Source organism: Actinoplanes sp. OR16 (genome assembly GCF_004001265.1).
Lineage (GTDB): Bacteria > Actinomycetota > Actinomycetes > Mycobacteriales > Micromonosporaceae > Actinoplanes.
In genome coordinates this window covers 4,403,815-4,428,516 of record NZ_AP019371.1, presented here as the reverse complement: position 1 = coordinate 4,428,516, position 24,702 = coordinate 4,403,815, and the positions used below count along the sequence as shown (strand labels likewise).

Genomic DNA, 24,702 nt, shown 5'->3' with positions numbered 1-24,702 from the left:
GGCCGCAGGAAAAGACCTTGGGCGACCCGGGCCGTCTCTGGGCCGTCCGGGCCGCCGCCGGGCCGCCGATCGGGTCACGTCCACTGGCGTGGTGTAAGAGTTAGCCATCGCTGATCCGTGTGGGTTGATGCTATGCGGCGATCTCGGCGGGCTGTTGCGCTTCAGTGTCTTGGCTGGTGGTGATGGGTGTGAGTCGTGCTTTGCGGAGCAGGTCCAGGCCCATGTAGCGGCGGCCTTCGACCCATTCATCGGTTTGTTCGGCCAGGACCGCACCGACGAGGCGGATGATCGCGGCCCGGTTCGGGAAGATCCCGACGACGTCGGTGCGGCGGCGGATCTCCTTGTTGAGCCGTTCTTGGGGATTGTTGGACCAGATCTGGCGCCAGAGCTCGCGCGGGAAACCGGTGAAGGCGAGCAGGTCATCGCGGGCGGCGTCGAGGTGCTCGGCGGCGTCGGGGAACTTCTCGGCGATGCTGTCGAGCACGCGGGCGAACTGGGCGTGGACCTCGTCGGTGTCGGGCTGGTCGAAGACCGTGCGGACCAGGGTGGCCACCCACGGCTGCGCGCTCTTGGGGACTTTGGCGAGCAGGTTGCGCAGGTAGTGGGTGCGGCATCGTTGCCAGGACGCACCTGGCAACGCCGCGCCGACGGCACCGACCAGACCGCGGTGAGCGTCGGAGACCACGAGGCGGACCCCGCCCAGGCCGCGGGCTGTCAGCGAGCGCAGGAACGCCAGCCAGCCGGCACCGTCCTCGTCACTGGTGACGTCCAGGCCGAGGACCTCACGGCCGCCATCGGCGTTGACACCGACCGCGATCAGGGCGTGGACGTTGATGGTGCGGCCGGCCTCGCGGACCTTGATGACCAGCGCGTCGACCCAGACGAACGTGTAAGGGCCGGCATCGAGGGGCCGCTGGCGGAACGCTTCGACTTGCGCGTCGAGGTGCCGGGCCATCTCCGAGACCTGCGACTTGGACAGCTGTTTGATGCCGAGTTGCTCGACGAGCTTCTCGACCCGCCGGGTCGACACTCCGAGCAGGTAGCTGGTCGCGACCACCGAGACGAGGGCTTGTTCGGCGCGGCGGCGGTGCTGCAACAGCCAGTCCGGGAAATACGAACCCGACCGCAGTTTCGGGATGGCCAGCTCGACGGTGCCGGCTCGGGTGTCCCAGTCGCGGTGGCGGTAGCCGTTACGGGAGTTGGTCCGTTCGGTGCTGCGTTCGCCGTACTCGGCGCCGCAGAGTGCGTCGACCTCAGCGGACATCAGCACGTCAGCGAAGGTTTTCACCATCGCCCGCAATAGATCAGGGCTCGCCGATTGAAGATGCTCGCGCAGCAACTCGGCAACGTTCACACTCGGGTCTGCGGCCATCGCAGGTCTCTCCTTCTGATCTAGACAATCCGAAGGATCTGCGATGGCCGCCTTATGCACCCGGAAAGGCCAGGTCATACACCACTTCGGTGGACGTGACCCGCCGATCGGCCACCAGCATCGACCATCGCCGACTAGAGCTGACGTATCAAGTAGCTGGTGAAAACGGGTGTGCAGCACCTCTAGCAGGCTCGCGATCAAGAGCCGAACGACACATGCACTTCAGCACCACCAACCTGTGATCAATGGGTGGATCGAGCGGCAGCCGTGAGCACGCGTTTCGGTGCCACCAGGCCGTGAATAAATTTCACTCAGGTGCCTCGTTTCCGCAGCGTTTCCGTCGCATTGATAAGGCGCTTCGCCTCGGCCCGCAGGCCATGTGACCTCGCCCACGGTCCAGGTTTACCTGGCGAATAAAAGAGACCGGACAGTCATTTAGAATTAACACGAATAAATGTGTAACGCCAGCTCAAGGCCGCGCGAGCGCCGAAGCAAGATCATGATTTAGAAGTCCGTAACCCGTGCTGAATATTAATGTTCGAATGCGTGGGTCGCGGTTGATGCGATGTTCCTGTTCTCTGGTCTACGGCACCGAATCCACGGGGCTAGATATCGAGTGCTTCCGGGAGCATCCATGACGGCACCGCCTGTTCCGCAGAGCCGGGCAGCCCGCCTGGCCTGGCGGCCGCTCCAGCGTTCGACGCGTGTCGCCATCATCGCCGCGCTCGTCGCCACGCTGTTCTACCAGCTGTTCCTGCTCAACCCGGCGTACCGCGGGCCCGGCTGGCTCTGGTTCGCCATGCTGGCCGCCGAAGGCCTCACCGCCCTGCACCTGATCGGCACGTGGTGGACCATCCTGGCCCACGACGACCGGCCCGAGCCGGTGGACGTCACGGTCTGGCGTAACCGGCTGCGTGCCGGCTCCGAGGTGTCGTCGATCGACGTCTTCATCACCGCGTACGGCGAGGAGCCGGCACTGGTGCGGCGCACCGTGCTCGCGGCCCGCGACATGGACCTGCCGCACCGCACGTTCCTGCTCGACGACGGCGACAGCGAGGAACTGCGGGCGATCGCGGACCAGGCGGGCGTCGGCTATCTGCGCCGCCCCGGCGGCGCGCACGCCAAGGCCGGCAACGTCAACGCCGGACTGGCCCGTACGAACGGCGAATTCGTGGTCATCTTCGACGCCGACCATGTGCCCGAGCCGAACTTCCTGATCAGCGTCCTGCCGCACTTCCACGATCCGGAGGTCGCGTTCGTCCAGTCGCCGCAGTACTACACGAACAACGTCAATCTGGTCGCCACCGGCTCCGGCGAAGCCCAGCGCATCTTCTACGAGCTGGTCTGCCCCGGCAAGAACCACTTCAACGCCGCCTTCTGCGTCGGCACGAACGTGATGTTCCGGCGTGCCGCGCTGGACGAGATCGGCGGAATCTGGACGGGCAGCAACTCCGAGGACCTCTGGACGTCGATCGAGCTGCACAAGCGGGGCTGGAAGTCCATCTACGTCCCGCAGGTGCTGGCCCGCGGGCTGGCCCCGCAGGACGTCCCGTCGTACCTGAAGCAGCAGCTGCGCTGGGCGAGCGGCGGTTTCGAGGTGCTGCTGCGCGGGCGGCTGTTCAAGCGCGGCATCGGCCTGACCATCGATCAGCGCCTGCAGTACCTGTTCTGCGGCACGCACTATCTGCTCTCCCTGGCGATGCTGACCTTCATGCTCTTCCCGGCGCTCTATCTCCTCTTCGCGCTGAGCCCGATCCGTGCCGACGGCCTCGCCTGGGCCACCCACTACCTGCCTTTCCAGGCGGCCGTGCTGCTGGTCACCTGGCTGCAGTCGGGCGGGTTCAAACTGTCGGCGATCGTGGCCAGCATCGGCGCGACACCGGTGCATCTGCGGGCACTCGGCGGCGTGCTGGCCGGCCGGCCGGCGAAGTGGAAGGCCACCAACGCCGGTGGCGACGGCACACGGTCGCTCTGGGCGGTCATGCCCCTCCTCGCCCTGCTGATATTGAACGTGACGGCGATCGTGGTCGGTGTGCTGGTGATGGCCGATCCGGCGCCGACGTGGCTGTCCGTCGGCTGGGCCTCCATGATCGTTCTGATCCTCGGCCGCATGATCCTCGAATCGGTCACCGGCGGCCGGATCCGGCACGGCGCGAAGCCGGCGGAGTCCCCGGAGGGCCCGCATCCGCTCGCCGGCAGCCGGACCGCCACCGAGCAGCAGCAACTCGCCGCCACCGCCTGACCGACGCCTGCCTGCCACCACCCGCCGCCTGACCCGGACCACGACGCCGAGAGGTGTATGACCATGAGCGCCACTACCGACAGCACCAGGACCTTCGACGACAGCTCGACCAAGGTGATCCAGCGTCCCGAACCGGCCGCGCCGCCGCCCGAGCGCCGAGGACGAGGACGCGCCGTGCTGCGGGTCATGCGTACCGGCCTGGTGGTGTTGATCCTGGTGACGGTGGCTGGCGCGGGCGGCGCCCACGTCGTCCGGCAGCGCCTCGCCGAGCAGAACATGGTGGATGCCGGCACGGCCGTGCTCACCGCGCAGCCGATCACCGCCGGCTCGGCCGACGCCGCCGTCGTCACCGAGGTGCTGACCACCGAGCGGACGAGCGTCGCCGCGGGCGCGGTCCTGGCGACGATCACGCTGACCGCCGACGGGGAGGGGCCGCGCGTCCAGAAACTGCGGGCGCCCGCCGCGGGAGTCATCACCCGGATCGACGTCGCGGCCGGGCAGGTCGCCCGCGCCGGTGAGCCGATCGTCACGCTCTACGACCCGGCCAAGGTCGCGTTCGCGGTCGACGTGCCGCTCGAGAAGCTGCGCAGATTCCGGCTCGGGATGACCGCCTACGTAACGGGGCCCGGCCTGCCCGGCCGGATCACCACGACGCTGGAGAAGGTCGAGCCCAAGGTCGACGCCGGCCGGGTGGCGGGCGGCGCCGACGAGTTGACCGTCGTGCTGAAGCCGGATCCGGCGGCCCGGGCGACCGTCCGGACGCTGGTGCCGGGCCTGCGGTTCGCCGTCGTCGTCGACACCACCACGGCCGTCGGCAGCACCCCTGCCGTGAACAGCGCATGAGCCGCCGTTTCCTGGCGCTGACCGGGATCGTGACGCTGGTCGCCCTGACCGCGTGCACCTCCGCGGCGGACGACGCGCCGGCGGACCGGGCCCCGGCCCCGCCGGCGCCGGCCACCGGCACGGTCATGGAGGACGCCGCCGCGTCGCCACGGACCGTTCCGGCGGTCACCGGCAGCGGGAGCATCGCCGAGAAGCTGCCTGCCGGCCTCGTCCAGGCCGGGGCTCCCGTCCAGGCCGGCGACCTGACCGACCAGGCGGTGCCGACCAACCAGTGGTGGAGCTCGGCGTTGACCGGGCCCCGCACCCAGCCGATCTGGACGCACCCGCTGGCGGTGCGGGCCGCCGCCGACGGCCTGCAGATCAGCGGAGCGGGGCTCACCGCCTCCGCGAACGCTGTGATCACCCCGTTCGTCCCGGCCCTCACCGTCGGCGCGGCCACCGGCGCCGTGAGCGTCGTGAGCTACGGCGCCTTCCACGTCGTCCTGCGGGTCGGGCTCGCCGGCGGCGGCCGGGTCGACGTCACCCTCGCGCAGGGCAGCCCGGTGGTGTGGCTGAGCTTCGACGGGGCGGCGCCGGCCGTGAGCGGCGTCTTCCGCGACGCGGGCAGCACACCGACCCGGGCCCGGCTCGACATCGCGGGCGGGCGCTGGGACGTTCTCGGCACCGATCTGGCGCAGACCGGGACCACCGTCACCGGGTCGGGTGACCGGCTCGCCGTCGCCCGGGTGCCGGCCGACGCCGACCGGGCGAGCTGGGAGCAGGCCAGCACCGGCGATCCGATCGTGCAGACCACGGCGGCCACGACGTACGACGCCGCGGCCGGGACGGTCAGCCAGACGCTCACCGCGCGCCGAGCCGGCGGCCGGACGGGCGCGTGGGCGCTGCTCCCCCATCAACAAGGCGGCCGGACGCCCCTGGCCGGCTCCTACCCTGACGCTCGCGGAACGATGTCCCTGGTCAACGCCGACTCGGTGCAGGTCACGGTCCCCATGCCCGGGCTGCTCACCGCGATGCCGAAGGTCCCGCTGAGCGCGGCGGCGAGCAAGGCCGTACTGGCCGACCTGGACCGTGACCTGGCCGACCCGCCCGGCGCGGGCGGCAGCTACTTCGGGCTCAAGGAGCTCGGCCGGCTGTCCACCATCGCCGAGGTCGCGGCCGCCTCCGGTGCGGACGCTCAGCGCACCGCGGCGCTCGACCGGCTACGGCCGCAGCTCGTCGACTGGCTCACCTACACGGGAGCGTCCGACGGGCGGTACTTCGCCTACGACCCGACCTGGGGTGGGCTGATCGCCATCCCCGCCGAGTTCGGCGCACAGGACTACAACGACCATCACTTCCAATACGGCTACCTGGTACGCGCCGCCGCCGTGCTGGCGGCAGCCGACGCCGGTTTCGCCCGCGACTACGGCGACGTGGTCGACCTGGTCGTCCGCGACTATGCCGGGTCGCTGGCGATCGGCCCCGCGAGCGGGCTGCCGCCGTTCCGGGCCTTCAACGCCTATCTGGGCAGTTCGGCCGCCTCCGGATTCGCCCCCTTCGCGGACGGCAACAATCAGGAGTCGTCCAGCGAGGCGGTGGCGGCGTGGGAGGCCGTGGTGCGCTGGGGAGTCGTCCGCGACGACCCGGCCATGATCGGGTACGGCGTCGCCCATTACGCCCTGGAGGCCGCGACCGCCCGGATGTACTGGCTCGGCGAAGGGCTGACCCGGGAGCCCGGATACGCGCACACCACCGCGGGCATCGTCTGGGACGCCAAAATCGACTACGCGACCTGGTTCGACCCCAAGCCGGAGTCGGTCCTCGGCATCCAACTGCTGCCGCTGACCGCCGGCGCGTTCTACCGCGGGCCGTCGGCCGCCCGGCAGAAGGAGCTGGGCGACAAGCCGCGGGTCTGGGGCGACCTCTTCGCCGCCGACCTGGCCCTGTCCGACCCGGAGGCCGCCCGCCGCCGCCTCGACGCCGGAGTCAGCCGGGAGGAGAGCACCAGCCGGGCGATGGTCCGCTACTGGGTCGAGGCCCTGGCCGTGCTGGGCCCGGCACAGCCGGGCGTCGTGGCGCCGGTGGGCTCGCTGGCGTTCGGGACCGCCGGCGCGCCGAAAGTGATCAAGGCGCCTTAGAAGGATCGGTCCCCCGGTAGCGTCGGCCGGTCGTCGGGCACCGGATCGGGCAGCAGGTCGTTGTCGGCCAGCCAGCGTTCGACCAGGGGCCAGTACCAGACCGAGGTGGAGGGCTCGGGCGGGGGGAAGGCGGCGTGGGTGGCGCGCCAGCGGTCGACGTCGGCGGGGCGGGCCCGGGTCCGGTGGGCTATCTGGTGCATGGTGACCAGCGCCGGGTCGTCGTGGTCGCGCTGGTCGGGGGTGGCCCAGACGCTGACGGCGGGTTCCTCCCAGCCTCGGGCCGCCACGCCGGCGAGCAGCGGCGAAGCGGCCCGGAGACGGTCGCGCAGGAGTTCGCGGTTGGTCTCGATGGTGTCCCAGACGGCGGCGTTCGCGGCCCGGATGCTGCCGTACTCGCCGATGTGGCCGATGCCGTACGGCCGGGTGCCGACCTCGGCCTGCCAGGTCGCGCGCGGGCCGGGCTTCACCGAGCCGCAGGTCATCGACGTGAACTCGGGGACCGTCACCGCGTGGCCGCAGCCGGCGGCGAGACGGCAGGCCGTGAGGACGTCGCCGAGCGGGGTGGGGCGCGGGTCGCGGTGCATGGCGGCCACGTGCACGGCCAGCCGGTCGGCGGGCTCGAGGCGCTGCCACCACAGCTCGCGGACGCGGTGCAGCAGGTCGTCGAGGGCGGGAACCACCACGTGCGAGCCGTCCGCCCCCGGCCGGGAGGCGACCGTCAGCGGGTCCCGGGAACGGGCCACCGCCGCGGTCAGATCGTTCACCAGCCGCACCACGTGATCGGCGAGACGCAGGTCATCGCCGGGCGGAACACGTACAACCATCGATTCTCCTCCCCGGTATCGAGAGCATGCCTCTCCGTGACGAACCCCGTCTGTCCCGACGACTGTCGGGTGCGTAACACTTCACGGGCGTGCCGATCCGGCTACGGAGGTGGAAAGTGCCCAAAATCGTCGACCACGACCAGCGGCGCAGTGAGATCGTCGAGGCGTATCTGACGGTCGTCGCGCGAGACGGGCTGCCCGCCGCCACGAGCCGGGCCGTCGCGGCCGAGCTGGGGGTCGGTACCGGGGCGCTGTGGCACTACTTCGACGGGTTCGACGCGGTGGCGGCCGGGGCCTATCAGCGGATAAGCGAGCTGGCCACGGAACGGATCGTCGCGGGGACGGCCCATCTGCGCGGGCTCGACGCCTTCGACGTGATGCTGCGCGAGATCCTGCCGCTGGAGAAGAGGACGGTCGACGAGGCGTACGTCGTGGTCGGCTTCTGGGGCCGCCTCGCCGCGAATAAGCGGATCGCCGAGACGCAGACCGACGTGGTCGAGGAGTGGCGGGAGATGCTGCGCCGGCACCTCGAGGAGGCGATCGCGGACGGGACCATGCTGCCGGAGACGCCGGTCGACGAGGTGATCAACGTGGTCCTCACGATCGCGGTGGCCCAGCAGGTGCACGCCGTCACCGACTCCGAACTGGCCGAGCCGTCGCGGCAGCTGAAGATGGTCGAGTTCTGTCTGCTGCCATGGCGCAGCGCGGCGTGAACGGGTATGGATAGAAGATGAGGCGCAGACTGATCTTCACCAGTGGGGCCGGTGTTCTGGGAGTGGCGGTCGTCAACACGCTGACCGGATGCTCGACGACGGATGCGACGACACCGAGCCCGGAGACATCCGGTAAATCGGGTGCCGTCAGCGGCGGCACCCCGAACGGCGTCGTCGGCGACTGGCAGCGCGTCAATCTCGACTTCGTCTCCGTCTATCTGCTCATCCGCGGGAACGAGATCGCCGTCGTCGACACCGGCACGTCCAGCGCTCCACCCGACATCGAGGCCGGCCTCAAGGCGGCGGGCCACGGCTGGGACGCCGTGAAGCACGTGATCGTCACCCACCAGCACCAGGACCACGCGGGCGGCCTGGCCGGCGTCGCGCCCGCGATCAACGGCACGATCTACACGGGTGCGGGCGAGGTCGAGGCGATCACCGCGTCGAAGCCGCTGAAGGGTCTCCAGGACGGCGAGGAGGTCTTCGGCCTGCGGATCGTCGGGACGCCCGGGCACACCGCCGGGCACATCTCGGTGTTCGAACCGGACACGGGCGTGCTCGTGGCCGGCGACGCCCTGAACAACATGGGCCAGCTGACCGGGGCGAACCCGCAGTACACGGCCGACATGGCCGCGGCGGCCGCATCGGTGAAGAAGCTCGCGACGCTCGATGTGAAGGCGATCCTGCCGGGCCACGGTGAGCCGCTCACCACCGGCGCGTCGGACGCGCTCCAGAAGCTGGCCGCGTCACTGTGAGTTCAGGTTCGCCTGTCTCCGGCCGATCTTCATATCGACCCCCGGATGCGGAGTGAGTGTGTAGGTGACGGACATAGGGCTGACCGACCTGGTCGTCGGGGAGGAGCTCGGCCGGGGCGCGTTCACGATGGTCCATCGGGCCCGTCGCGGCGACCGGTGGTACGCGGTGAAGCGTCCCCTCGCTGCTCCCGACGCGTACCCGGAGATCCGGGCGGTCTTCCACCGTGAGGCGGCCCTGCTCGCCTGCATCGACGACCCGGCGGTGGTCCGGGTGTACGCCTCCGGTGACCTGGACGGCGTCCCGGCGCTGGTCCTCGAGCAGATCCCCGGTGGCACCATGGCCGACCTGATCGCCGGCGGCGTGCTCAGCCAGGAACGGGTCGTGGAGATCGCCGCCCAGCTGGCGCGAGGGCTGGCCGCCGCGCACCGGCTCGGCCTGGTGCACCGCGACATCAAGCCGGGCAACATCATGGTCGCCGGCAGCCGACCCGCCAAGCTGATCGATTTCGGTCTCGCTCAGTTGAGCCGGGATACAGCGGGCGGTCGGGACGACGAGGCGGTCGGGACTTTCCTGTACGCCGCGCCCGAGCAGTCCGGGATGCTGAAACGGCCGGTCGACGCGCGCTCGGACCTCTACTCCCTCGGGGTCGTCCTCTTCGAATGCCTGGCCGGGCGTCTTCCGTTCGAGGCCGACGACGTCGGCGAGCTACTACGTCTGCACCTGACCGCGCCGGTGCCGGACCTCGCGGCGCTGCGCCCGGGCATCGACCCGGCCCTGGTCGAGGTCGTCGGCAGGCTGCTCGCGAAGGATCCCGACGACCGCTATCCGGACGCCGCGGCGCTGCTGGCCGGCCTGCGCGACTGTCCCGGCGGTGCGGCGGCCGAGCAGCCGGCGGTGAGCGGGTGGCCGCTGATCGGCCGCGACGCCGAGGCGGGACGGCTGCGCCGGCGCTGGGAGCTGGCCCGGGACGGTCAGGGCGGGGTCGCGGTGATCCGCGGCGACGCGGGGTCGGGGCGTTCCCGGCTGGCCGCCGAGGTCGCCGGCTGGGCGGCCGAGAGTGGTCTCCCGGTGCTGCGCGCGACGTCGCGGCCCGACGAGGCGACACCGCTCGCCACGGCCCGGGAGGCGATCGGCGGCTGGCTCGACGAGGCCCGCCGGCACCCGCAGATGCGGGACCGGATCGAGGAGGTGTCCGCGGCGGCCGGCCCGGCGCTGCTGGCCCAGTTCCTGGGACAGGCGGGCGAGGGCGAGGGCGACCACGTGCTCGCCGCCGCCGTCACGTTCGTCGGCGAGCTCGCCACCCGCTCCGGCGGCCTGCTGATCGTCATCGACGACGCGGATCACCTGGACTCCGGCACCCGGCAGCTGATCGCGAAGCTGACCGAGGAGCTGCCGTCGCTGCCGGTGTTGCTGCTGCTGGCGACGAACGGCCCGCTGCCGGCCGGCGCTCTCGAAGTCACCTGCGCCGCGCTGACCGGCACCGACGTGGCCGCCCTGGTCGAGTCCCGGCTGCCCGGGGCGCGGGTGCACGACGAGCTGATCCGGCACGTGGTGGCGCGGACCGACGGGACACCGCTCGCCGTCGTGAGCCACCTGCTGCGGCTCGTCGACGCCGGGCTGATCAGCCCGCTCTGGGGCGACTGGCGGCTGGACACGGCCGGCGCCGACCGGCTGCCGGCCACCGAGGGCGTCCGCGAGCTGCTCGCGGCCCGGCTGGACACGATGCCCGCCGAGGTCCTGGACTGCCTGACCACCGCTGCCGTGGCCGGGGTGCGGTTCCGGCCGGAGCCACTGCTCGAACTCGGCGACGCCGACCGGGTGATGACGTCGCTCACCGCCGGCGTGGACCGGCAGGTGCTGGAGCCGCGGCCGGGCGGCTGGTACGCCTTCGTCCACCCGCAGCTGCGCGACGTCCTGCTGGATCGGCTCGACGAGCGCGAGCTGCGGCGGCGGCACGCGGCCCTGGCGCCGGCCCTGGACCGGCTCGGCGACTTCGTCTACGCGGTGGCCCGCCACTACCGCGGCGCCGGTGACCTGGCGCCGGCCGCCGAACGGCAGCGCGCCGTGGCCGCCGCCGGGCTGCGGGCCCTCACCGACCAGGCGCCCGCCGAGGCGATCGACTACCTGAGCGAGGCGGTCGCCGGCCACCCCGGCTTCGAGCTGCTGCACCCGCTGGCCCAGGCCTATCTGCGGGCCGGCCGCTACGAGGAGGCCGCTGCCACTCTCGACCGGGCGCTGGCAGCCGAGACCGACCGGCTGCGGCGTGCCCGGCTGCTGACCACCCGCATCGAGCTGCACCACACGCTCTGGGATGACGAGAAGGCCCTCGACGCGACCCGGGCCGCCCTGGCCGAACTGCGCCGGCCCCTCCCCGGAGCGGGACTGCTCGCTCTACTGGCGTCGTTGTTCGTGGCGATCGGCGGTGGCTTCGTCCGGCGTACCACGTGGGGTTTCGGAACCGCACGGGGCCGGCGGCGGGAAAGCCTCGCCGCACTCACCGCGGTCCTGGACGCCGGCGGCTATGCCGCCGCGATCGGCTTGAGATTGCGCGAGGCGGGGACGCTCGCACTCCGGGCGCTGTACGCGGTGAACCGTCTCGGCCCCTGCCCGGAGTACGTCCGGGTTTACTCGCTGATCGGCTACGTCACCGCGGTGATCCATCTGCGCGGCACCAGCGATCGTTGCCTGCGTCAGGCCGCCCGGGTCGCCGCCGAGCTGAACGACCCGGCGCTGGTCGCCTATGTCGAGTGGCTGCGCGGCTGCGCCCTGCTCTTCGGCGGGTACGACGACGGCACCGCGTGGGAGAAGGTGATCGCCCGGCACTCCCGCTGGTACTCGCCGGCCCAGATGATCCCCGGCTACGCGACCGTCGGGCTGCGGCTGCTGCTACGCGGCTACGTCGCCGAGTCGGAGAAGGAGTACGACCGCGCCCTGCGCCACCTCGGCGACTCGGACCAGGCCCTCGGCACGTCCCTCGGCATGCTCAGCGTGATGATCCCATCCGGTCAGAGCCGGTTCGGCGATGCCGGGGCGGCGCTCAAGCGTCTCCGCGAGGCGTTCCCGGAGGGCGCCGGAACCCGGGTGCAACGCGCCAACATGCTCACCGCGGCCTGCTGCTTCCTGCTCGAACAGGGTGAGGTCGGCGCCCAGCTGGAAGGGGTCCTCGCCGAATTCCACTCGCTCGGCCTCAAGCCGTCCGAGCTGATGCCGCAGCACCGCTGGGTGTACGTCTACCAGGCACACGCGCGGCTCATCCAGTTCCGTTACGCGCCCGACGAGGAGCGTGCCGCGCGGTTGGACGCCGCGCGGAAGGCGGTCGCCGATCTCGGCGAGGTCGGGGGGACCCCACTGCTCCGGGCCGTGCACCTGACCACCCGGGCGTCCCTGCACTACGTGGCCGGTGAGCACGAGCGCTGTCTCAAGGTCGCCGACGAGGCCGAGCAGAAGCTGCGGGGGCTGGACGCGCCGTTCATCCAGTACGAGGTGTTCCGCATCCGGGCCCGGGCCATGCGTGCCCTCGGCATGGCGAACGAGGCCGACCGCCAGGCCCGTTACGCCCTCGCCATCGCCGGTCACCACGGTTGGGAGCAGCGGAAGCGGCAGACCCGCACCGAGTTCGGCGTGGAGGAGGGGGCGGGTACTCATCGGCGTACCGTCGCGGAACGCCGTCCCAGCGGCCGCAACCGTCACCTGGACGCGCTCCAGCAGATCGGCGCCGCCGCGGCGACCATCCTCGACCCCCGCCAGCTCGCCCAGGTCGCGCTCGACGAGATGCTGCGCATCCTCGGCGCCGAACGCGCGCTGTTCTTCCTGATCAGCGACGCGGGCGAGCCGGTGCGTTACGCCGGGCGGGATGCCGCCGGCGAGCTGGGAGACGACATCTCGTACGGTGCGACGCTCGTGCGAAGAGTCGCCGACACCGGGGAACCCCTGGTCGTGACGGGGACCGAGGAGGGCGCGGCCCTGGGTTCACGCAGCGCGGTGGTCCACGGTCTCCGCAGCATCCTGGTCGCTCCGGTGCAGTTCAAGGGGCGGCTCATCGCGGTCGTCTACCTGGACAGCCGGCTGGCCCGCGGCATCTTCACCGACGACGACGTCGCGGTCCTGACGGCCGTGACCAGCCATGTCGCGGTGTCGCTGGAGACGGCCCGGGCCGCTCAGATGCACTCGGCGGTCCAGGCCGCGCGCCAGCAGCAGGAGCTGGCCGAGATGTTGCGAGCCAGTCTCGCCGAGCTGACGACGATCTTGGAGCCGGATCGGTTGCTGCGCCGGTTGTTCTCTCTGCTGTTCTCGCAGCTGGGAGCGGACTCGGGGTGTTTGATCGGTCCTGGTGGTGATGTGCTGGCGGTGGCCGGGTTTTCATCGCCGTCGATTGTCGGATCTCGGGTTGACGTTCCCGATATTTCGGATATTTCATTATTTGACGCTCTGAGCTCACTGCGTGATCGGCTGCTCGGGGGCTCTCCCGTGGCTCTCGCCGTCCCGCTGGAAGGGCGGGAGGCGCCGGCCGGGTTGATCCTGCTCGGCGGCTCGGCGCTGGACGACACGAGCCGTCAGGTGGCGGCCGCTCTCGCGACGCAGGGCATGTCGGCGTACGAGAACGCGCGCCTGTTCAGCCGGGTGCAGGAGCTGGCCACCACCGATGAGCTGACCGGGCAGCACAACCGCCGGCACTTCTACGCGATCGCGGGCGCCCTGGTGAACACGGCGGCCCGGCACGGGCGTGAACTGGCCGCCGCCATGCTCGACATCGACAAGTTCAAGAACATCAACGACACGTACGGGCATGGTGTCGGCGATGAGGTGATCCGCACGGTGGCTTCCCGCGTACGGGAAAAGCTCCGCTCCTCCGATGTTCTCGGCAGATATGGCGGTGAAGAATTCGCGGTGGTGCTGCCCGATCACGAGGGCCAGGCGGCTGAACTGGCCGAACGCGTCCGCGAAGCCGTCTCCGCCACGCCGGTGATCACCCAGGCCGGGCCGGTGCCGGTCACGATCAGCGTCGGCCTGGCCCGCCTCGAACCAGGCGACACCGGCCTCGACGAGCTGCTCGCCCGCGCCGACCACGCCCTCTACCGCGCGAAGGAGGCCGGCCGCAACCGGGTCGTCACCGCCCCTCCAGGAAGGTGAGGCCGTGCGCGTCGACGCCGTGCAACGTCAGCACGCGTTGCAGGAAGGCGTTCAGCTCGTCCCGCTCGCTGCGCTCGATGAGGCGATGATGCTCGTTCAACGCCTGCCTCACCCGTTCCACCGCCCGCCGCACGGCCTCACGGTCGGTGACGTCGAGGGCTTCCACGTCCCGCTCATACCGGGCAAGCGCGGCATCCACGGCGTCGATGAACGGCGGCGGCCAGAACTGCTTCGCCACCGCCTCGATCTCCGGCACCCGGCCGGCGGCCACCTCCGCCTCCTCGCCGTCGACTATGTGGCGCCATCGTTCGCTGGGCCTCTGAATCAGCACCCTTCCATGATCCGCCTTTTCTTCGGCACGATGGCCCGCATCATCGACTGCTCCTGTCGTCGTCCGCGACGATCCCCGGTCGTCGTCCGCCACGACCCCTGTCGTCGTCCGCCGCGACCCCTGTCGTCGTCCGCCACGGCCCCTTCGCGATCTTGAGCGATCCTCAACAGCCGGTAGTCCAGCATCACTCAAGATCCGCTGGGACGCGCAGATCGGCATAGGCGCCCGGCCATTCGCAGGATGCCCGAGCGGCGCGGCTGCGTTCACCGGACCTTGAGCGATCTTCGACGCTCAACGGTCCAACAACGCTCAAGATCTGCGGACAACGCGGGCCGGCACAGGCACCACCCGCCGCCACGCCGCCACGCCGCCACGCCGCCACGCCGCCACGCCGCCACGCCGCCACTCCAGCAGATCTTGAGCGATCCACGACTTCCAGCAGTCCAACAACGCCCAAGATCTGCCGAACACGCGCGCCGGCACCGCCACCACCCGCCACCACACCGCCCCTCCAGCAGACCTTGAGCGATCTTCGACACTCAACGGGCCAGCAACGCTCAAGATCTGCCGAACACGCGCGCCGGCACAGGCACCACCCACCACCACACCGCCCCTCCAGCAGACCTTGAGCGATCCACGACTTCCAGCAGTCCAACAACGCCCAAGATCTGCCGAACACGCGCACCAGCACCGCCACCCACCACCACCACCACCACCACCACCACCACCACCGCCACCCCCACCGCCCCTCCAGCAGATCTTGAGCGATCCTCGACACCCGGATGCGCAAGAGCGCTCAAGATCTAGCAGGACCCACCGGCCACTACGCGCGGTCCGGGCACCGCTGAGGTGCACCTTCTGCCACTGGCGACCGCGGCCCTCTTCGGTGCCATCGCAGCAGAAGTCCGTTTCGGTGGGAGGTGGTGGGAGCGGGGCTTCAGCCGTACGAACGGAGGCTCTTCCGTCTGTGGATTGCGATGAGGACCAGGGCTGTGAGGAGCAGCATGACCGCGGCGATCGGGAGGACGAAGAGGGTCAGCAGGCCCACGCCGACGTTGGCGCCGATCACGCCGGCGGTGAAGATTCGCCAGCAGGTGCCGGCTATGACGGCCGCCAGGGACAGGGGCACGACCGCGAGCAGCCAGAGAGGGTCGGCGCGACGACGAAGGACCGCGCCGACCAGGACGGCCAGGGAAGCCGCCAGCACGATCGTGGCCGCGATGCCGATGATCTGTTCCTGGGTCGCCGACAGATCCGGCGGCCGGATCACGTAGTCGAGCGGGAGGCCGAGCAGTTTCGCCTCGGGGTCGGTCTGGTCACCCACGATCCACCAGGTGACCGTCGTCGCCGATACGAAGAGGGCGATGATCGCGTAGATCATTCGTGGACGGCCCAGGTGTCGTCGTCCAGGTTCAGCGACGCGGTCAGGCGATTCGTCCCGTCGGTCGACGTCAACGTCATCGACGTGTTCGTCAACTCGGTCACCTCGGTCCGGGCCCTGACCAGCCAGGGATGACGACGACGGATACCGATCAGGCGCTGATGGAGCTCGAAGATCGGCCGGCCGAGAGGCGACAGGAGAGACGGATTCGCCGGAAACACCGGACGGATCGCGTCATCCCCGCCCGCCCTCTCCTCCTTGATCCCCCGGAACGCCTGCTCATCCCCGTAGTAGATGCTCGGCACTCCGCCGATCATGAACAGGACGACGAGCGCGTGCGCGAGATGCCGTTCGTCGTCGAGCTTGCTGGCGATCCGGGTGACGTCGTGATTCCCCACGAACGTCATCGGCGTCCCCGCGGCCACCACGTCCTGATGCCGCTTGATCGCCCACGCCAGCTCCCACAGGTTCCGGTCGTTGAGGCTGCTCCAGATCGCCTTCCAGATCTCGTACTGCGTGATCCCGTCGAGGGTGCTCTCCCGCAGGTACGCCGCATAGTCCCCGTGGATCACCTCACCGACGAACCATGCCTCCGGGTGCGCTTTCCGCACCGGCGCCAGCACATCGCGCCAGAATCGCGGGGGTACGGCGTAAGCGGCGTCCAGCCTCCACCCTGAGGCACCCCGGTCCAGCCAGTGGTTCATCACCCGGGTCACGTGATCGGCGACCTCGGGCCGGCTGTGATCGAGTTCGAGCAGCGAGCCGTGACCTTCGAAGGCCGTCCCCTTGAGCCACTGCGGCGGCGCGCCGAAGCCCCGGCCCACGTGGTTGAAGACGCCGTCGAGCAGGACGTGGATGCCGCGTTCCCGGGCCGCGCCGACCAGTTTGTCGAAGTCGGCGTCGTCACCGAGCCGCGGGTCGACGCGGAAGTGGTCGACGGTGTCGTACCCGTGCGACTCGGAGGCGAAGATCGGCCCGAGTTGAAGGCCGTTGGCGCCGAGCTCCAGCAGGTAGTCGAGCCAGTCGATGAGGTGAGGCAGGCGGTGCCTCGGCTGCTTGTCCAGCGCCCCGGTGAATCCGAGCGGGTAGACATGCCACCAGATGGCGTGGTCGATCCACATCTTGGAAAGACTAACGAGTGTCCCGGCGCAGCGCCGGTTGCAGCTGCCGGCGGGAGGTCACCTCCAGCTTCCGGTAGATCTTCCGCAGGTGATGGTCGACGGTGTTGGCGCTGAGGAAGAGCCGCGCGGCGATCTCGGTGTTCGTGGCGCCGGTCGCTGCCAGGTCGGCGATGGCCTGCTCCTGGGCGGTGAGATCACGGCCCGCACCCGGGCCGCTGTCGCCGGTCGCGGCCAGTTCCCGGGCGGCCCGGCCGGCGAACCCTTCGTCGCCCATCGCGTCGTACATCTCCCACGCCCTGGTCAGGGCGGCTCTCGCATCCCGGCGGCGACGCCGGCGGCGCAGCCATTCGCCGTACAGAAGATGCGCTCTTGCCAGATCGGCCCGGGCCGGTGCGCCCGCGAGCAGGTGGATCGCCTCGCGATAGAGGGGCTCGGCGTCGGAGGGAGGGGCCAGCAACGCCCGGGTACGCGCCAGCAGGCCCCGCGACCAGGGCGTATCGGCGACGACGAAGTCCTCCCCCGCCTGGACGGCCACGGCGCTGTCGCCGCTGCGGACGGCAGCCTCGACCAGATCCGGCAGCACCCGCCGATGCAGCCCGAGTTCGTCGGTGGCGGCGACGTCACGGGCGATCGCGCGGGCCGTGATGTAGTCGCCACGGCCCAGCGCGGCAGCGGCCATCGCCGAGCGGATCAGGGAGACGGTGTAGCCGGCGCCGAGGCGTTCGGCTGCTTCGAGGCCCTCCTCCGAAACGGTCACGCCTCGCTGCCGGGGCATGCCGGTCCGCCGGGTCGCCTCGGCCGCTCGCTGCCGGAACGTCCGCAGCAGCTCCGGATCCCCGGCCAGCTCACCGAGCACGCCGACGCCGAACTGCCGCCGGACCAGCACGTCGTCCGGCCCGTCCCGGTACTTCTCCAGGAGCCGCCGGATGTCCGCCCTCCCACCCCGGACGATCGTGATGAACGCGGTGAGCAGGTCGTCGCCGGCGTTCAACTCCTCGGCGGCGGCGGCGATCTCGGCGGCGTTCGTGCCCTTCGCCAGGTGACCGGCCCGCAGCAGGTGCTCGACGGCATCGAGCAGCGCCTCGGTGGCCGCACCGGGATCCGCGGGCCCGAACGCACGAGCGGCATAGAGACACAGCCCGGCACCTTGGGCACAGGCACCCTCATCCTCCGTCATGACCAGAGCATTTGCTCGTACGAGGAGAGCTCGCGCCCCCACCGCCACCCCACTGACCAGGCGCAACGCTTGCTGGGGGGCACCTGCCGCCAGTGCCGCCTCGGCAGCCGCCAGGTGGTACCGCTCGCGATCCTCGGCATCCGGGCTCATCTCCGCGGCCCGCAGCAGGAAGGTGACCCGCGCGGTGTGGCCGCCGCTGCCGGTACTGCCGTCGGCGCTTTCGGGGCTGCCGTCGGCGCTTTCGGGACTGCTGTCGGCGCTTGCGGTGCTGCTTTCGGGGCTGCTGTCGGCGCTTCGGCGGGCTGCCAGGTCGGCGGTCCGTGCCAGTTCGGCTGCTATCTGCGGGTCCGGGGAGACGCTCGCGGCGGCCCGGTGCCAGGCGCGCCGGTCGGCGTCCTCGGGACGGGTCGTCGCGGCGGCGATCGCTGCGTGGGCAGCACGTCGTTCGGCGCCGGTGGCCGCGCTGTAGGCGGCCGCCCGTACCAAAGGATGATCTTCTGCGGTGTCCAAGATGCCGTGCGGGCCGCGGAACGCCTCGATCAGGCGATCGCCGACCGGCAGCGGATCGGGAAGGCTCCGGGTGCCCACCCACTGCTCGGGGGTCAGCTCGCGGGCGAGATCGTGGAGTGCGAGGGGGTTGCCTCCCGTAGCGGCCACCAGCCGGGCTGCGATCATCTCGTCCAGTGGCACGTTCACCACCGCCTTCAAGAGCTCGATGCCGGCCGTCCCGGTCAGCCCGCCGACCTCGATCTCCTGCGCCGGGATGTGCCGATGCCGTCCCGCAACGATCAGACCCACCGGCGATCCGGGCAGCAGTTCGGCGATGCGGGCGAGAGCCTCCAGCGACTCGGGGTCGATCCACTGGGCGTCGTCGACGCAGCAGATCACCGGCTCGCCTGCCTCGGCGAGCAGCTGGAACACGGCTCGGGCGGCGGATCCGGCCTCCACCGGCGGCTGATCGTCGAGGCCCAGCGCGTGCTGGACGTCCATCGCGGACAACAGGGGGATCAGAAGGCGGTGCAATGCGGCGTACGGGAAATGCGCCTCTTGCTCGACTCCCCCGACCCGCAACACCCGCACGTCGCCGAACACGATGTTCTCGAGCAGAGCGGTCTTCCCGACGCCCGCTTCGCCCCGAACCACCACCGCTGCGCCGAGTCCGCAACGCACCGCCTCGACGAACTCCTGAAGCGCCGCGCTCTCCCCGGCTCTCCCCCAGAGCCCCATGACTGCCCGAAAACTATCGGCCCGGCAGCCCCGGGGCCCGTGCTGTGCGTGCACCGCAGTCGGCTCAGAGCGCACACCCCTTCATCAGCGCCGAAGCCGCACCGCCGCTCCCGGCCTGCCCCTCAGTGCCGCCGCGTGCGGGCTCCAAGATCGCGCTTGGTCCGCCACCTCAACCGTCCAAGATCGCGGGCCCTCTCCCATGAGGCCTCCAAGATCGCAGACCACTCGCACTGGTTTTCCAAGATCGCGGGCCGTCACGCACTGGTCTCCAAGATCGCAGGCCGTTGGTCGTCAGCGATCCAGACGCCCGGCACTCCTTCCGGCACTCCAAGATCGCGGGCCACTCGCCATCAGCCGCCGATCCACAGGCCGCCGACCCTCCCGCCATTGCCCGGCTGTGCCTCATGGCTGTCGAGCGGCCCCCTACACAGCCATGGACCACAGCCCAGCGCGACCGGCTGTGGCTCATCGCCGTCAAGCGGCCCCCCACACAGCAATGAGCCACAGCCCAGCACGGCCAGCTGTGCCTCATGGCTGTCGAGCAGCCCCCCACACAGCAATGAGCCACAGCCCAGCACGACCGGCTGTGCTTCATGGCCGTCGAGCGGCCCCCACACAACCATGAACCACAGCCCAGCGGACCGGCTGTGCCTCATCGCCGTCGAGCGGCTCCCCGCACAGCAATGAGCCACAGCCGATCGCACGGATCGGAGTCAGTACCAGTCCCGGCCGAACGTCAGCGCTCTGTCGACGCCCGAATTGTCGCTCTTCGAAACAGCCGGCCCGGGGCAGGCTCGTCGTCCACACAGCGAGGAGGTTCCGGCGGCCCCGAATCGCCGCCGCCGCGACACGATTTGGAGCCAGAGAGGGTCAGGGGGTGGTTCGGGCCTGGGTCGAGGAGGTTCGCAGGAGGCTGGGCGTCGTGCCGTAGCGGGCTCGGAAACGCCGCGTGAAATGGGTCGGGTCTCGGAAACCCCAGGCGTGGGCCACGGCGGCGATCGTCCGGTTGCCGGGGCTCAGGAGGTCGTGGCGGGCGCCCTGCAGGCGTTCGCTGATGATCCACTGTTCCAGGCTGAGGTCGGCGTCGGCGCAGATCTTGTAGAGGTGGCGCAGCGAGATGTTGCAGGCCGCGGCTATCCGGGCCGGCGTGAGGTCGGGGTCGGCGAGGTGCTGGCGGGCGTAGGTGCGGATCCGGGTCAGCAGTGTTTCGGCCATGACAGCGCGGGTGGACGCTCCGTCGGCTCGGGCGGCGGAGGCCAGCAGGGCACGGCAGAGGTCGATGCTGGCAGCTGCCACGACGGCGGCGGACTGGTCGCGGGTGATGCGGTCCGGGTCGCGTGCGAGTGCGGCGATGTGGCTGGTGACCATGCGGTAGAGCGGGCTCGCCCGGAGGCCGCCGAGTGCTGAGCGGATCACGTCGACGGGGAGGTCGAGGCGGTCGAGCGGGATCTGCAGGCAGCCCGCGGCCCCGTGCCCCGACCAGGAGTAGTCGTAGGCGGCGGAGAGGTCGACGCCGAGGAGTTCGCCGGTCGCGCACACCCGGGAGCCGCCCTGGGCGAGCCGGCCGGTCGAGCGTTGCTGAACGGACAGGGCGATCACCGGCATGGCGTCCTGGCGGGCCAGTTTCGCCGTCCGGAGCAGGCGGATCCCGGACGATCGATGGGTGAAGACGTTGGCGTCGCCGAGGTCCCAGAGTCCCATCTTGGCGTAGACGGGTGCGTCCGGATCCTCGTGGATGACGTGGCAGGGAGCGGAGGCGTACATCATCGCGGTGTGCACGGCTTCCACGCGGTCGCCGGCGGGCAGGCCGGCGGTGTCGAGAACGTACGCCATGGCGATGAAAATACTGAAGGCTAGGCCACGACGGGCACCCCCGTGGTCACCGGTGCCGCGAAGGCCGCCGCATAGTGGCCGATCAGCTCGTCGCCGATGGCCGCCCAGCTCCGGCCGTTCACCGCTTCCCGGCCGGCCGCGCCCATCGACAGCCGCAGCCGGGCCGCGAACGCGCCGAGCGCCAGGCCGTCCTCACCATCGCGATACGGGACGGCGTGCCCACCACCAAGATTGATCATTGGTACGACGAAGCCCCGCCGCGCGCGGATCACCGCCATGAACGCGATCGCTTCCCGGAGGCAGCGTTCGTAGCTCCCGAACCGGGCCAGCTGATGCCCGAGCGAGCAGTCCAGGCCGTCGAACCGCAACGCCGGTGACCGGAGCACGACGTCGAGGGCCGCGAGAGCGGTCGACGTGCCGAGGCGCAGGCCGTACCCGTGTGGCCTGCCGGGTGCGGAGGGCAGCACGCGCAAGCGGACCCGCTGGCCGGAAGGCGCCCGCCCGGCGACGGTGGCCGCCTCGGCGGCGGAACCCACCACGACGCCCGCGCCGCACGCGAACGCCGCGTCGAGGTCGGCGACGGACTTGCCGGCCGAGCAGAGGACCAGGTCACGGGCGTTGAATCCGGCGAGCAGGGCGGTGCGCAGCTGGTCGGCCGACGTCACGTAGCAGCCGAGACCGGCCTCGGCGATCCACCGGCCGGTCGGCACGGTGAGACCGGCCTTCGCGCTGTAGGAGCAGCCGCCGGGGCCGAACGCGGCGGCGTATCCGATGGCCCGGGCCCGCACGTCGGTCTCGTCCAGGACGCGGACCGGAGTGCCGTGATCGGCGACGAGGCGGGCCAGGCTCATCCCGCCGATCTCGAGTCCGCCGTCCAGGCCCCAGCGTGTGGTGATCGGCCAGATCTCCGGATCCAGCCGGGGCGGCAGCGCGGTGGCCAGGGACGGGAGGATGTCGGCAGGTGTCATGCCTCCGAGGGTGCGCCCGGGCCCGCCTACCGGAGAAGGGATGGATACAAGGCGTTCACGCGCGCGATACGGCGAGCAGTCCGGCCGCGATCAGCTGCATCACGGCGAGGATCGCGGCGAGCAGCGGGATCGAGTGCTCGTAGAGGCCGCCGGCCAGCGCGCCGCCGGCGAGTGCGGCAACGCCCTGGATGGCCGCGAAGACGCCGTAGGCGGTGGCCCGGCGCGGCGCCGCCACCAGGTCGGCGACCAGCGCCTTCACGGTGGAGTCCTGGACGCCGACCGCGGCGCCCCAGAGCATCGTCCCGGTGATGATCGCGGCGGTGCTCCCGGAGAGGGCGAGGGCGGGCGTGGCGGCGGCGAGGGCGGGAAGCGCATAGAGCACTCGTGCACCCCACTTGTCGTATGAATGCCCGGATATCAGGGCGGAAACCGCGCCGGCCGCCATCGCCCCGGCATAGAGGATCGGCACCGCGGCGAGCGAGAAGGTCTTACTGGCGTGATACGAGATCAGGCCGAAGGTGACGAGACCAGCGGTGGAGAAGGCGACAGCCGCAGCGAAGACGTAGAACCGCCGGGGCAGATGTCCAGAGATTTCGGAAACATGACGCGTCTCAGGCTCGGGAAAGCGCCGACGCAACCAGACCAGCAGGAGCATCGAAGCGGCGCCCGGAATCGCCAGGAACGCCAGCGCCGGGGAGACAGTGCCGAACACCGCGATCAAAGCCGCGATCAGCAACGGGCCCGCGAAGGCGCCGATCTGGTCCAGCGCCTTGTGCACCGCGAAACCCCGTCCCCGGCCCACCTGACCGGCAGCCGACGCGAGCAGCGCCGACTTGGCGGGCGACCGGATCGCCTTCCCGATCCGCTCGGCGACGATCAGCAGCCCGGCCACCGCCAGGCCCGCCGCTCCGAGAGCGGGCGTGATGGCCAGGAGGGGGACGCACACGGCGGTCAGGCCGTACCCGAAGATGGTGAGGGCCCAATAGCGCGCGGTGCGGTCGGCGAGCGGGCCGGAGACCAGGCGCAGCAGCAGCGCGGCGGCCTCACCGGCGCCGGTGATCAGGCCGACGGCGAGGGCGGAGGCGCCGAGGGTGGCGAGCAGCGGCCCGGTCACCGAGCGGGCGCCCTCGTAGACCATGTCGGCGGCGAGGCTGACCAGGCCGAAAGCGGTGATCGCCCGCCAGGGGGTCAGCGTGCGGGCGTCGACACTCACAGGCACTCCCGAGACACCGGGCGGACTCGGAGATGAGCCCGCCCGATGAATCTAATGATGGAAATGAGGCCAGTGGAAACCGGCCCGGTGATGGCCGCGGGTCCGCGAATGGCGGGCGGGCGGCGGCAGCAGAGCGATGCTGCTGACCAGAAGACAGACCATCACCACCGTGCCGACCAGAATGTCGAGCAACATGCGGGACCTCCCCGGAGCCGCTTCTAGCTGGGACAACGGTCGTCGCTACACGGTCGCGCGCATCCTCGGGCCCGTCAACCGGAATCGCCGAACCGGTGGTTGGCATGCCCCTGCGGGCCGATTCTGACTAGGGTGGGCCGGGAGGGGAGTACCTCCTTAAGAAGCGTGGCGGTCATCACGGGCACCCCGGTGTGCCCCCGTGCGCTACCCGCCGTTGAGCGGGTGAGGGAGACCTCGGACGTCGACGCATGTCCGAGGAGGCCTTCTGATGTCCCCCCTGTCCACCATCGCGTCCCCGCAGCTCTGGGCGATCACCATCGCCGTGCTGCTGGCGCTGCTCGCCGCCGATTTCGCGATCACCCACCGTCCGCATGACGTGGCGATGCGCGAGGCGGTCGGCTGGTCACTCTTCTATCTCGCGCTTCCGGCCGCGTTCGGGGTCATTCTCTGGCAGGTGTACGGGCGGCGCCCCGCTGTCGAGTTCTACACCGGATGGGTCGTCGAGAAGTCGTTGTCGGTCGACAACCTGTTCGTGTTCATGCTGCTCCTGGCGGCCTTCGCGGTTCCGCCGCAGCTGGCGCAACGGGTGCTTCTCTACGGCATCATCGGCGCCCTGGTGCTGCGGGCGATCTTCATCGCGGCCGGCGCGGCGGTGCTGCAGACCGGGGCGTGGGCGTTCCTGCTCTTCGGCGGCGCGCTGCTGCTCACCGCCGGCAAGGTGATGCGCGACGCCATGCGCGACGACGAGTACCACGTCGACATCGACACCATGCGGAGCGTACGGCTGATCCGCAAGCTGATGCCGGTGACGAAGGACTACCACGCCGGCCGGTTGTCGATCGTCGAGAACGGCCGTCGCACCCTGACCCCGCTGGCCCTCGTGGTGGTCGCCGTCTTCGTGACCGACCTGGTCTTCGCCGTCGACTCGGTGCCGGCCGTCTACGGCGTGACCGAGGATCCGTACATCGTCTTCGCCACGAACATGTTCGCCCTGCTCGGGCTGCGGGCGCTCTACTTCGTGCTGCGCAACGTGCTCGGCAAGCTGCGGCACCTGGACTACGGACTCGCGGTGATCCTGGCGTTCATCGGCGTGAAGCTGGTTCTGCACTGGGCGCACAAGCTCTGGCCGCAGGTCCCGGACATCCCGACCGAGCTGTCCCTCGTGGTGATCGCCGTGACGCTTCTGACGGTGACCGCGACCAGCCTGGTCGCGAACCGCCGGGAGGTGTCGCACACCGCGAGTTGAGGTTGCTGATCTG

The 24,702-nt window shown here is 70.7% G+C and carries 17 protein-coding genes; 7 read left to right on the top strand and 10 right to left on the bottom strand.

What is annotated here, in order from left to right; translation table 11 throughout:
* Nucleotides 1–130: 130 nt before the first annotated feature.
* Nucleotides 131–1,372 (bottom strand): IS256 family transposase, encoded by a 1,242-nt coding sequence (locus EP757_RS20440; RefSeq protein WP_127553492.1) that lies wholly within the window; start codon nucleotides 1,370–1,372, stop codon nucleotides 131–133.
* 634 nt (nucleotides 1,373–2,006) lie between these two features.
* Here EP757_RS20440 and EP757_RS20435 point away from each other — a divergent pair.
* The 3 genes from EP757_RS20435 to EP757_RS20425 all read left to right on the top strand — a co-directional run bounded on the left by EP757_RS20435 (nucleotide 2,007) and on the right by EP757_RS20425 (nucleotide 6,574).
* Nucleotides 2,007–3,614 carry a glycosyltransferase family 2 protein gene (locus EP757_RS20435; protein ID WP_232050598.1) on the top strand — a complete coding sequence of 536 codons (1,608 nt, stop codon included), beginning with the start codon at nucleotides 2,007–2,009 and terminating at the stop codon, nucleotides 3,612–3,614.
* A 63-nt stretch (nucleotides 3,615–3,677) separates the two neighbouring features.
* The gene (locus EP757_RS20430; protein WP_160165825.1) at nucleotides 3,678–4,457 is read left to right on the top strand and encodes an HlyD family secretion protein; all 780 of its coding nucleotides are present in this window, start codon (nucleotides 3,678–3,680) and stop codon (nucleotides 4,455–4,457) included.
* A complete protein-coding gene (locus EP757_RS20425; RefSeq protein ID WP_127548352.1) occupies nucleotides 4,454–6,574 on the top strand; it encodes a glycosyl hydrolase in 2,121 nt (706 codons plus the stop codon). The genes EP757_RS20430 and EP757_RS20425 overlap by 4 nt, the downstream gene beginning before the upstream one ends.
* Here the strand turns inward: EP757_RS20425 and EP757_RS20420 are convergent.
* On the bottom strand, nucleotides 6,571–7,398 hold the full coding sequence (locus EP757_RS20420; protein ID WP_127548350.1) for a hypothetical protein: 828 nt from the start codon (nucleotides 7,396–7,398) through the stop codon (nucleotides 6,571–6,573). The genes EP757_RS20425 and EP757_RS20420 overlap by 4 nt on opposite strands.
* Nucleotides 7,399–7,514: 116 nt before the next feature.
* Here EP757_RS20420 and EP757_RS20415 point away from each other — a divergent pair, with 116 nt between their 5' ends.
* The 3 genes from EP757_RS20415 to EP757_RS20405 all read left to right on the top strand — a co-directional run bounded on the left by EP757_RS20415 (nucleotide 7,515) and on the right by EP757_RS20405 (nucleotide 13,997).
* Nucleotides 7,515–8,111, top strand: a complete 597-nt coding sequence (locus EP757_RS20415; RefSeq protein WP_127548348.1) for a TetR/AcrR family transcriptional regulator — start codon at nucleotides 7,515–7,517, stop codon at nucleotides 8,109–8,111.
* A gap of 17 nt (nucleotides 8,112–8,128) precedes the next feature.
* Nucleotides 8,129–8,866, top strand: coding sequence for an MBL fold metallo-hydrolase (locus EP757_RS20410; RefSeq protein ID WP_127548346.1), 738 nt, complete (start codon nucleotides 8,129–8,131; stop codon nucleotides 8,864–8,866).
* Between the two features lie 64 nt (nucleotides 8,867–8,930).
* Nucleotides 8,931–13,997 (top strand): diguanylate cyclase, encoded by a 5,067-nt coding sequence (locus tag EP757_RS20405; RefSeq protein ID WP_127548344.1) that lies wholly within the window; start codon nucleotides 8,931–8,933, stop codon nucleotides 13,995–13,997.
* Here the strand turns inward: EP757_RS20405 and EP757_RS20400 are convergent.
* The 8 genes from EP757_RS20400 to EP757_RS42825 form a co-directional block, all read right to left on the bottom strand.
* The gene (locus EP757_RS20400) at nucleotides 13,975–14,328 is read right to left on the bottom strand and encodes a hypothetical protein (protein ID WP_127548342.1); all 354 of its coding nucleotides are present in this window, start codon (nucleotides 14,326–14,328) and stop codon (nucleotides 13,975–13,977) included. The two genes, EP757_RS20405 and EP757_RS20400, sit on opposite strands and share 23 nt — an antisense overlap.
* Before the next feature lie 937 nt (nucleotides 14,329–15,265).
* The gene (locus tag EP757_RS20390; protein ID WP_127548338.1) at nucleotides 15,266–15,709 is read right to left on the bottom strand and encodes a hypothetical protein; all 444 of its coding nucleotides are present in this window, start codon (nucleotides 15,707–15,709) and stop codon (nucleotides 15,266–15,268) included.
* Nucleotides 15,706–16,830, bottom strand: coding sequence for an alpha-amylase family protein (locus EP757_RS20385; RefSeq protein WP_127548336.1), 1,125 nt, complete (start codon nucleotides 16,828–16,830; stop codon nucleotides 15,706–15,708). Before EP757_RS20385 ends, EP757_RS20390 begins: the two co-directional genes overlap by 4 nt.
* 10 nt (nucleotides 16,831–16,840) lie before the next feature.
* Entirely contained in the window at nucleotides 16,841–19,234 is a 2,394-nt protein-coding gene (locus EP757_RS20380) for a LuxR family transcriptional regulator (RefSeq protein WP_127548334.1), read from the bottom strand.
* Nucleotides 19,235–20,104: 870 nt separating this feature from the next.
* Complete coding sequence (locus tag EP757_RS20375; RefSeq protein ID WP_127548332.1) at nucleotides 20,105–21,067, bottom strand: AraC family transcriptional regulator; 963 nt, start codon at nucleotides 21,065–21,067, stop codon at nucleotides 20,105–20,107.
* A gap of 20 nt (nucleotides 21,068–21,087) precedes the next feature.
* Entirely contained in the window at nucleotides 21,088–22,035 is a 948-nt protein-coding gene (locus EP757_RS20370; RefSeq protein WP_127548330.1) for a hypothetical protein, read from the bottom strand.
* Nucleotides 22,036–22,090: 55 nt separating this feature from the next.
* Nucleotides 22,091–23,299, bottom strand: a complete 1,209-nt coding sequence (locus EP757_RS20365) for an MFS transporter (protein ID WP_370457862.1) — start codon at nucleotides 23,297–23,299, stop codon at nucleotides 22,091–22,093.
* The gene (locus EP757_RS42825) at nucleotides 23,300–23,443 is read right to left on the bottom strand and encodes a hypothetical protein (RefSeq protein ID WP_160165824.1); all 144 of its coding nucleotides are present in this window, start codon (nucleotides 23,441–23,443) and stop codon (nucleotides 23,300–23,302) included. It abuts the gene before it with no gap.
* A gap of 268 nt (nucleotides 23,444–23,711) precedes the next feature.
* Between EP757_RS42825 and EP757_RS20360 the strand changes: the two genes are divergently transcribed.
* Nucleotides 23,712–24,689, top strand: a complete 978-nt coding sequence (locus EP757_RS20360; protein WP_127548328.1) for a TerC/Alx family metal homeostasis membrane protein — start codon at nucleotides 23,712–23,714, stop codon at nucleotides 24,687–24,689.
* Nucleotides 24,690–24,702 lie beyond the last annotated feature (13 nt).

Bases quoted from the DNA above. Each gene is read 5' to 3' on its own strand.
- EP757_RS20440 (WP_127553492.1), bottom strand. From the start codon at position 1,372: ATGGCCGCAGACCCGAGTGTGAACGTTGCCGAGTTGCTGCGCGAGCAT.
- EP757_RS20435 (WP_232050598.1), top strand. From the start codon at position 2,007: ATGACGGCACCGCCTGTTCCGCAGAGCCGGGCAGCCCGCCTGGCCTGG.
- EP757_RS20430 (WP_160165825.1), top strand. From the start codon at position 3,678: ATGAGCGCCACTACCGACAGCACCAGGACCTTCGACGACAGCTCGACC.
- EP757_RS20425 (WP_127548352.1), top strand. From the start codon at position 4,454: ATGAGCCGCCGTTTCCTGGCGCTGACCGGGATCGTGACGCTGGTCGCC.
- EP757_RS20420 (WP_127548350.1), bottom strand. From the start codon at position 7,398: ATGGTTGTACGTGTTCCGCCCGGCGATGACCTGCGTCTCGCCGATCAC.
- EP757_RS20410 (WP_127548346.1), top strand. From the start codon at position 8,129: ATGAGGCGCAGACTGATCTTCACCAGTGGGGCCGGTGTTCTGGGAGTG.
- EP757_RS20390 (WP_127548338.1), bottom strand. From the start codon at position 15,709: ATGATCTACGCGATCATCGCCCTCTTCGTATCGGCGACGACGGTCACC.
- EP757_RS20385 (WP_127548336.1), bottom strand. From the start codon at position 16,830: ATGTGGATCGACCACGCCATCTGGTGGCATGTCTACCCGCTCGGATTC.
- EP757_RS20380 (WP_127548334.1), bottom strand. From the start codon at position 19,234: ATGGGGCTCTGGGGGAGAGCCGGGGAGAGCGCGGCGCTTCAGGAGTTC.
- EP757_RS20375 (WP_127548332.1), bottom strand. From the start codon at position 21,067: ATGGCGTACGTTCTCGACACCGCCGGCCTGCCCGCCGGCGACCGCGTG.
- EP757_RS20370 (WP_127548330.1), bottom strand. From the start codon at position 22,035: ATGACACCTGCCGACATCCTCCCGTCCCTGGCCACCGCGCTGCCGCCC.
- EP757_RS42825 (WP_160165824.1), bottom strand. From the start codon at position 23,443: ATGTTGCTCGACATTCTGGTCGGCACGGTGGTGATGGTCTGTCTTCTG.
- EP757_RS20360 (WP_127548328.1), top strand. From the start codon at position 23,712: ATGTCCCCCCTGTCCACCATCGCGTCCCCGCAGCTCTGGGCGATCACC.